The sequence below is a fragment of the Dolichospermum sp. LEGE 00246 genome (assembly GCF_015207865.1).
Classification (GTDB): domain Bacteria; phylum Cyanobacteriota; class Cyanobacteriia; order Cyanobacteriales; family Nostocaceae; genus Dolichospermum; species Dolichospermum heterosporum.
The window spans coordinates 1-1,800 of the sequence record NZ_JADEWA010000694.1; the positions used below are offsets into that span (position 1 = coordinate 1).

Below are 1,800 nucleotides of genomic sequence, written 5' to 3' on the forward strand. Positions count from 1 at the left end.
CCCCTGCCCCCTGCCCCCTGTTCCCTATTAAGAAACTGTACTGAGAGATGCTAAGGGATTGGGTATGCTATCAGAAGGGGCGGAAAATTCGCCAGTAATCACATACTCTAACCGCAGTTTTAGCCAGGTAATAAATTGGGCATTGGTGGAAATAATAGCTGCCGCAGGTTGAGGACATTTCTTTTTAATATCTTTCATTTCTGCTGCTTCCAAAAAAGCGGGTTGCTTAACTAACCAAAAATCAATTTCTTTTTCTTGTTCATGATAATTACGAGTCCGTTCTTTGAGAACTTCTTCTATCGGTTCTTCTTCCATAAGAAAGTGTTGACTGGCCAAAACGTAATAGTATGTTTTCATTTTCCTTGCTTGCTGACTAATCTATAATTGTATGGTGCGGCGTGAGATTCCCGACTTCTAGTATTGATTCATAGAACTTTCGTAAGTGTTATACTCAAAACAGCTAGAAGCTGGACTTTTTTATCATACAAAGAACAAGGTTCAAAGCCTCTCCAGTATTAAATATTATTCCTTTTCCCTCTCCTCTTAGGAGAGGGCTAGGGAGAGGTGCAAAGGAGAGGTTTACCAGAGGGGTTTCATATTTGGTTAAACTATGAACCGCTTGCAGTATACACTAAAAATCTGTTGTAGAGTGCGTCAGACTGCATAAATCATGCAAATAAACAGATTGTTGATATCTGACGCACCCTACTAATGTGCCAGTTGCCTAAATCCTGATTTATTGAAATCATCAAAGAAGAAGTTGGGGATCTAATTAGGGTAAGTAGTGAGACAGAATTAATTACACAATGCTATTGCGTAAGCGCAGCGTGGCGTTAGCCATAGGGAACGAAGTGAAATGAAGCAATTCCAAGGGTTGTGATTGCTTCCCTTCCCTCGCAATGACTGTAAATATTTTTGTCCAATTACTTACAGTGTTGAATCTGTACCCTGAGCAATTAACTTTTCTTCAATCCCTGAAACCAAGAACCAAAAGGACAACCACTGCCCTTATTTTCACTATTTTCTAGTTTGCCACCTGCTGTCAGGCTTTCTAAGAATAGGGCATTATCAAAATAGTGTTCTAAGGAAACAATTTTTAAATCTTCGGTGACATGAGCAACACTCATACCGATAATTTCAACTGTTTTGCCTGTGGGTGCATAATCTTTATATTTACCCTGAAAATGTCCCCAGTGTCTCCATTTAAATGTAACATTTGGGGGACCTGAATAAACTGCCAATACTTCCCAGGGAAATCCTTGGGGAAAGGTACTATGAAAGATATCATGGGAAGATTCAAAACTTTCCTCTGAAGCTTTGTAATGTTCAGAATCAGCCATAAATAAATTATAAGTACCTGATTTACCTAACTCGGCGGCGGTGTATTCTTGACCCCCATTGCTTGTTACCCGGAATTTGTCATTGACGATAGATAACCACTGTGCGGGGTTAGTTTTCCATGACACTTCCATTTCAAAGGTTCTTACCAGGTTTTCGACAATAGCTTCCAGTGTACCTTCTAGATGATGGTGGATACTCTCTTTTTCTAGGTTTTGCAAAGAACGGCTATAGTCAGGGGGTTTTTGATTGCGCCATTGAGCATCAGCGCTGGCTGCAATTACTTTATCTCTATCTTGTACCCATAGGGGCAGGTTGTTAGGCTGTTGAGAAGTCATAGTAGGTTGAAGTTTCCAAATTTGACCCTAATTTTCTGGAATTACGCAGCTACAACCCCTCTAGTAGTCTGTCAACCCGAAAATGACGGGTGAAGGCAAGCAGGGAGGTGGGGGAGGTGGGGGA

The 1,800-nt window shown here is 40.9% G+C and carries 2 protein-coding genes; both read right to left on the reverse strand.

Annotated features, from left to right (window positions below):
- Positions 1-27: 27 nt before the first annotated feature.
- A complete protein-coding gene (locus IQ228_RS25655) occupies positions 28-357 on the reverse strand; it encodes an MgPME-cyclase complex family protein (protein ID WP_027401931.1) in 330 nt (109 codons plus the stop codon).
- 599 nt (positions 358-956) lie between these two features.
- Entirely contained in the window at positions 957-1,676 is a 720-nt protein-coding gene (locus IQ228_RS25660; RefSeq protein WP_193964950.1) for a SnoaL-like polyketide cyclase, read from the reverse strand.
- Positions 1,677-1,800: the final 124 nt, after the last annotated feature.

Bases quoted from the DNA above. Each gene is read 5' to 3' on its own strand.
- IQ228_RS25660 (WP_193964950.1), bottom strand. From the start codon at position 1,676: ATGACTTCTCAACAGCCTAACAACCTGCCCCTATGGGTACAAGATAGA.
- IQ228_RS25655 (WP_027401931.1), bottom strand. From the start codon at position 357: ATGAAAACATACTATTACGTTTTGGCCAGTCAACACTTTCTTATGGAA.